The sequence below is a fragment of the Streptomyces sp. WELS2 genome, assembly GCF_013870595.1.
Classification (GTDB): Bacteria; Actinomycetota; Actinomycetes; order Streptomycetales; family Streptomycetaceae; genus Streptomyces.
Genome location: NZ_JACBWZ010000464.1, coordinates 1 through 4,993 on the forward strand (window position 1 = coordinate 1; position 4,993 = coordinate 4,993).

The window sequence follows — 4,993 nt, forward strand, 5'->3', positions numbered from 1 at the left end:
CCTCGCGGACCGCGTCATCGACATCGCCCCGCGTATCCCCGTACGCGACCTCGCGACCCTGCGCCGCCAGTTCCCCGGACTCGGACCCGAGGAGCTGGCCGACAAGCTGGTGAGGGGCGCGGCGGCCGGCACCTCCGCGGTCGGCGCCGGAATCGGGGCGGCGGCGATGCTGCCGGTACCCCCGGCCATGCCGACCGAACTGGCCGCGGAGATCACCGGGGTCGCCGCGATCGAGCTGAAGCTGATCGCCGAACTGCACGAGGTCTACGGCGTACGCCCGCCCGGCGGCCTCACGGCCCGCACCGCCGCGTATCTGTCCTCCTGGTCGGGGGAGCGCGGCATCGACGTGACGAAGCCGTCGACGTACGACACGGCCCTCGGCGGCCGGATGAAACGCGAACTGCGCCAGCGGATCATGAAGCGGATGGTCCGCAACCTGCCCAACCTGACGCCGTTCCTGGTCGGGGCCGCGGTCGGGGCGGTGATGAACCGCCGGGAGACCGGAAAGCTCGCCGACCGCGTCCGGGCCGACCTGCGCAAGACGCGGGTGCCCTGGGACGAGCTGCCGCAGCTGCCACCACTGGAGAAGCCGGAGCGGCCGCTGGAACTGCCCGAGCCTCCCGAAGAGCCTTAGCCGTCCGTCGGCCGGGCGTGCGCCTCGCGTGCCGCGTCGATCGCCGCGGCGAGCTTCCGCGGCTCCCGCGTCGACAGGTACAGGTACGGCGTCGGGTCCTGCGGGTCGGTGACCTCCACGCGCAGCGCCGTGGGGATGTAGGCGCGCAGCAGCAGGAAGGCGCGGGTGTCCGCCTTGTACGTCCGCCAGGCGCGGGCCTCCTCGGCGTCCAGGACCTCCGCCGCGCCCAGCGCCGACACCGGCAGTTTCGCCTCGCCCGCGATCAGCGAGTCTCCCACGACCCGGATGCGCGGGGACCCGTAGGCGCTCGCCACCACGGCCGCCGCGGCCGTACCGCCGACCAGGCCGCCGAGCAGGGGCAGGGTGCCGAACGGCAGCAGGATCAGGGCGAGCGAGACGCCTACCAGGACGCTGATCACCCACCACGAGCGGGGAGCCGTGAGACGTTCTTCGTAGGGGGCGGCGGAGAGCTGCATGAAACCTAGCTTGGCATGGGATCCGTAGAAGGCGGATGCGCGGGTAAGGTCTGCGGCTGTGAGTGGTAGTTCCGCAGCTCTTCAGCCTCCCGCCGACGCGGGCAAGCCCATACGGCACCCCGACGCGCCCGCGCCCGGGGAACTCCTCGGCGCCCATTACGAACACTGTTTCGGTTGTGGCCCCGGCCAGCCGCACGGGCTGCACCTGGAGGCCCGGGCCGGCGAGGGCGTCTCGCTGACCGCCGAGTTCACCGTGCGCCCCGCCCACCAGGGCGCCCCGGGACTCGCCCACGGCGGGGTGCTCACCGCGGCCCTGGACGAGGCCCTCGGCTCGCTGAACTGGCTGCTGCGCACCATCGCCGTGACCGGACGCCTGGAGACGGACTTCGTCCGGCCCGTGCCCGTGGGCGCCACGCTGTTCCTGACGGCCGAGGTCACCGCCGTCGCCGGACGCAAGATCTACTCCACCGCCACCGGACGCGTCGGCGGCCCGGACGGCCCGGTCGCCGTCCGCGCCGACGCCCTCTTCGTCGAGGTCAAGGTGGACCACTTCATCGACCACGGCCGCCGCGAGGAGATCCAGGCCGCCATGAACGACCCGGACCAGATCCGGCGTGCCCGCGCCTTCGAGGTGAACCCGTGAGCCGTAGCCCCCTCGACGTGCTGATCCGCCGGGTGGACCCCGAGGTCCCGCTCCCGGCGTACGAACACCCGGGTGACGCCGGGGCCGATCTGCGCACCACCGAGCCCTGCGAGCTGGCGCCCGGCGAGCGCGCCGTGTTGCCCACGGGAGTGTCGATCGCCCTCCCGGAGGGGTACGCGGCCTTCGTGCACCCCCGGTCCGGTCTCGCCGCCCGCTGCGGTGTCGCCCTCGTGAATGCCCCGGGGACGGTTGATGCCGGGTACCGTGGGGAGATCAAGGTGATCGTGGTGAATCTCGACCCGCGCGAGAGCGTGCGGTTCGAGCGCTTCGACCGGATTGCCCAACTGGTCGTCCAGCAAGTCGAGAGGGTCCGCTTCCAGGAGGTCGCGGAACTTCCCGGCTCGGCGCGGGCCGAGGGGGGCTTCGGGTCCACCGGCGGCCACGCCGCGGTGGGCGGCGACAGCGGCACAAGCGGTCAGGCCGCCGTAGGCGGTCCGACGGGTGGGAATCGATACGCTTCGGTCGTATCCGACCGGGAAGGACAGTGACGTGTTCGGACGTCGCAAGAAGAAGGGTGCCGCCGAGGACGCGGCCGGCGAGGCCGAGCAGGTCGTCGACAGCGTCGACACCGAGGCGGACGAGGAGGAGGCCGGACGCGAGCGCCTCCGGCTGGAGCCCGGGCCCCGGCCCGACGGTCCGTGGGACAGCAGCGAGGTGCGCGACCCCGCCGAGGGCCGCGTGGACCTCGGCGGGCTGTTCGTGCCGGGCGTCGACGGCATGGAGTTGCGGGTCGAGGTCGCCGGGGACGCCATCGTCGCCGCCACCGTCGTGCTGCGCGACAGCGCCATCCAGCTCCAGGCGTTCGCCGCGCCCAAGCGCGAGGGCATCTGGGGCGAGGTACGCGAGGAGATCGCGTCCGGGATCACCCAGCAGGGTGGCATCGTCGACGAGGTCGAGGGTCCGCTCGGCTGGGAGCTGCGCGCCCGGGTACCGGTGCAGCTGCCCGACGGCACCGGCGGCTTCCAGGTCGTCCGGTTCGTCGGCGTGGACGGCCCGCGCTGGTTCCTGCGCGGTGTGATCTCCGGGCAGGGCGCGGTGCAGCCGGAGGCCGCCGGGCTGCTGGAGCAGATCTTCCGCGACACGGTCGTGGTGCGCGGCGAGGGCCCGATGGCTCCGCGCGACCCGATCGTCCTGAAGCTGCCGAACGACGCGCAGATGGTGCCCGAGGGTGTCCAGCAGGAGGAGGGCTCGCGCTTCTCCGGCGGGATGGGGCAGTTGCAGCGGGGGCCGGAGATCACCGAGGTCCGCTAGGCGCTCCGCTGGGTTCAGCAAGGATGTACGGGCCGTGCCTTGAAGGGTGCGGCCCGTTTTTTGCGGGGTGCGGCGGCCGGATGCCGGTCCGTCGTGGTCGTTCGCGCAGTTCCCCGCGCCCCTTGGGGGCGCTGTCGTCAGGGTTGCGTCAAAGTTGACCCCCGCTCGTCCCTCCGGGCCTGATCGCCGAGCCGGGCGGCCGTAAGGTCGACGCTGCGCAGACTTCGGGCACGGAAAGACAATGTGGGCATGGGACGCGGCACGCTTCGGATCTACCTCGGCGCGGCACCGGGCGTGGGCAAGACCTACGCCATGCTCGCCGAGGGCCACCGCCGTATCGAGCGGGGCACGGACTGCGTGGTGGCGTTCGTGGAGCACCACGGCAGGCCGCGCACCGAGGTGCTGCTGCACGGCCTGGAGCAGGTGCCGCGCAGGAGACTGGAGTACCGGGACACCGTCTTCGAGGAGATGGACGTGGACGCGGTGCTGCGCCGGGCCCCCGCCGTCGCCCTCGTGGACGAGCTGGCCCACACCAACGTCCCGGGCTCGCGCAACGCCAAGCGCTGGCAGGACGTGGAGGAACTGCTGGCCGCCGGCATCGACGTCGTCTCCACCGTCAACATCCAGCACCTGGAATCACTCGGCGACGTCGTGGAGTCGATCACCGGGGTGCGCCAGCGCGAGACCGTCCCCGACGAGGTCGTACGCCGGGCGGACCAGATCGAGCTGGTCGACATGTCCCCGCAGGCGCTGCGCCGCCGCATGGCACACGGCAACATCTACGCGCCGGACAAGGTCGACGCGGCCCTGTCCAACTACTTCCGGCCCGGCAATCTGACCGCCCTGCGCGAGCTGGCGCTGCTGTGGGTGGCCGACCGGGTCGACGAGTACCTGAACGAGTACCGCAGCGAGCACCGGGTGTCGGCGATATGGGGCTCCCGGGAGCGGATCGTGGTGGGCCTGACCGGCGGCCCCGAGGGACGCACCCTCATCCGCCGGGCCGCCCGGCTCGCCGAGAAGGGCGCCGGCGGCGAGGTCATGGCCGTCTACATCGCCCGCAGCGATGGGCTGACCTCGGCGTCCCCGAAGGAGCTGGCCGTCCAGCGCACGCTCGTGGAGGACCTCGGCGGAACGTTCCACCATGTGGTCGGCGACGACATACCGGCCGCGCTGCTCGACTTCGCGCGCGGGGTGAACGCCACCCAGATCGTGCTGGGCTCCTCGCGCCGCAAGGCCTGGCAGTACGTCTTCGGGCCCGGCGTCGGCGCCACGGTCGCCCGGGACTCCGGCCCCGACCTGGACGTGCACATCGTGACCCACGAGGAGGTCGCCAAGGGCCGGGGACTGCCCGTGGCCCGCGGCGGCCGGCTCGGGCGGGCCCGCATCCTGTGGGGCTGGGCGGTCGGACTGGCCGGCCCCGTCGTCCTCGCGCTCGGCCTGAACACCGTCGGTCTCGGCCTCGCCAACGACATGCTGCTGTTCCTGGCCGTCACCGTCGCCGCGGCGCTGCTCGGCGGTCTGCTGCCCGCGCTGGCCTCGGCGGCCTTCGGCTCGCTGCTGCTGAACTACTTCTACACACCGCCGCTGCACCGGCTGACCGTCGCCGACCCCAAGAACATCGTCGCCATCGCGATCTTCTTCGGGGTCGGCATGTCGGTCGCCTCGGTGGTGGACCTCGCCGCCCGGCGCACCGACCAGGCGGCCCGGCTGCGCGCCGAGTCCGAGATCCTCTCCTTCCTCGCCGGCAACGTGCTGCGCGGCGAGACCAGCCTGGAGGAGCTGCTGGAACGGGTCCGCGAGACCTTCGCCATGGAGTCCGCCGCGCTGCTGGAGCGGGAGAGCGACGTGGCTCCCTGGACCTGCGCGGGCCGGGCCGGCTTCGGTCCGCCGCTGGAGCGCCCCGAGGACGCCGACGTGGACATGCCCGTG

At 72.8% G+C, this 4,993-nt stretch carries 6 protein-coding genes; 5 read left to right on the forward strand and 1 reads right to left on the reverse strand.

What is annotated here, in order from left to right; all coding sequences use genetic code 11:
• Positions 1-634, forward strand: a 634-nt coding sequence (locus H5J33_RS23275) for a hypothetical protein (protein WP_181796852.1), incomplete at its 5' end; no start/stop codon positions are given.
• Here H5J33_RS23275 and H5J33_RS23280 read toward each other — a convergent pair.
• Positions 631-1,110 carry a DUF3093 domain-containing protein gene (locus tag H5J33_RS23280; protein ID WP_181796853.1) on the reverse strand — a complete coding sequence of 160 codons (480 nt, stop codon included), beginning with the start codon at positions 1,108-1,110 and terminating at the stop codon, positions 631-633. The two genes, H5J33_RS23275 and H5J33_RS23280, sit on opposite strands and share 4 nt — an antisense overlap.
• 58 nt (positions 1,111-1,168) lie before the next feature.
• Between H5J33_RS23280 and H5J33_RS23285 the strand changes: the two genes are divergently transcribed.
• The 4 genes from H5J33_RS23285 to H5J33_RS23300 form a co-directional block, all read left to right on the forward strand.
• Entirely contained in the window at positions 1,169-1,753 is a 585-nt protein-coding gene (locus H5J33_RS23285; RefSeq protein ID WP_181796854.1) for a PaaI family thioesterase, read from the forward strand.
• On the forward strand, positions 1,750-2,301 hold the full coding sequence (dut, locus tag H5J33_RS23290) for a dUTP diphosphatase (RefSeq protein WP_181796855.1): 552 nt from the start codon (positions 1,750-1,752) through the stop codon (positions 2,299-2,301). The genes H5J33_RS23285 and dut overlap by 4 nt, the downstream gene beginning before the upstream one ends.
• Position 2,302: 1 nt before the next feature.
• Positions 2,303-3,064 carry a DUF3710 domain-containing protein gene (locus H5J33_RS23295; RefSeq protein ID WP_030785285.1) on the forward strand — a complete coding sequence of 254 codons (762 nt, stop codon included), beginning with the start codon at positions 2,303-2,305 and terminating at the stop codon, positions 3,062-3,064.
• A gap of 249 nt (positions 3,065-3,313) precedes the next feature.
• A partial coding sequence (locus H5J33_RS23300) for a DUF4118 domain-containing protein (protein ID WP_181796856.1) occupies positions 3,314-4,993 on the forward strand: 1,680 nt, incomplete at its 3' end.

What these genes read in the sequence shown, in the direction of transcription:
- H5J33_RS23280 (WP_181796853.1), bottom strand. Translation starts at nt 1,110, where the DNA reads ATGCAGCTCTCCGCCGCCCCCTACGAAGAACGTCTCACGGCTCCCCGC.